Consider the following 1,226-nt stretch of genomic DNA (forward strand, 5'->3'; position numbering starts at 1 on the left):
AAGTTTGAACGTAATAAGCCGCACGTAAACGTAGGTACAATCGGCCACGTTGACCACGGTAAAACGACACTAACTGCAGCAATCACTACCGTACTAGCAAAGACTTACGGCGGTTCTGCACAAGCATTCGATCAAATCGATAACGCACCTGAAGAGCGTGAGCGCGGTATTACTATTGCGACATCACACGTTGAGTATGACACGCCAGCGCGTCACTACGCACACGTTGACTGCCCAGGACACGCTGATTACGTTAAAAACATGATCACCGGTGCTGCACAGATGGACGGCGCGATTTTGGTTGTAGCAGCGACTGACGGCCCTATGCCGCAAACGCGTGAGCACATCCTTCTTGGTCGTCAGGTAGGCGTACCTTTCATCATCGTATTCATGAACAAATGTGACATGGTCGATGACGAAGAGCTTCTAGAGCTTGTTGAGATGGAAGTTCGTGAGCTATTGTCAGAATACGAATTCCCGGGCGACGACTTACCGGTTATCCAAGGTTCCGCACTAAAAGCGCTAGAAGGCGACGAGAAGTGGGAAGCGAAGATTATCGAGCTAGGCGAAGCATTGGATTCATACATTCCAGAGCCAGAGCGTGCGATTGATAAGCCGTTCATTTTGCCAATCGAAGACGTATTCTCAATTTCAGGCCGTGGTACGGTAGTTACCGGTCGTGTTGAGCAGGGCGTAGTTAAGGTGGGTGAAGAAGTTGAAATCGTGGGTATCAAAGATACCACGAAGACAACGTGTACTGGCGTAGAGATGTTCCGTAAGCTGCTTGACGAAGGTCGAGCGGGTGAGAACGTTGGTGTACTTCTACGTGGTACTAAGCGTGATGACGTTGAGCGTGGCCAAGTATTGGCGAAGCCAGGTTCAATCAACCCACACACTAAGTTCGAAGCAGAAGTTTACGTACTCAGCAAAGACGAAGGTGGCCGTCACACGCCATTCTTTAAAGGCTACCGTCCACAGTTCTACTTCCGTACAACGGATGTTACCGGTGCGGTAGAATTGCCAGAAGGCGTAGAGATGGTTATGCCAGGCGACAACTTGAAGTTTGTTGTTGAGCTTATTGCACCTATTGCGATGGACGAAGGTTTACGCTTCGCTATCCGTGAAGGTGGCCGTACAGTAGGTGCGGGTGTTGTGGCGAAAATCCTAGCGTAAGCGGGCACCCACACAGTGTATTCGAAAGGCCGCATCAGCGGCCTTTTTTGTGC

1 protein-coding gene is annotated in these 1,226 nt (G+C 50.2%); it reads left to right on the top strand.

The annotated features are described in order from the left end of the window. Window positions 1–1,173 (top strand): elongation factor Tu (gene tuf, locus KIU71_RS17690; protein WP_214132634.1); only part of this gene is annotated, 1,173 nt, incomplete at its 5' end. Between the last annotated feature and the right edge of the window lie 53 nt (window positions 1,174–1,226).

The organism is Alteromonas oceanisediminis (genome assembly GCF_018474025.1).
In the GTDB taxonomy this organism is placed as follows: domain Bacteria; phylum Pseudomonadota; class Gammaproteobacteria; order Enterobacterales; family Alteromonadaceae; genus Alteromonas_E; species Alteromonas_E oceanisediminis.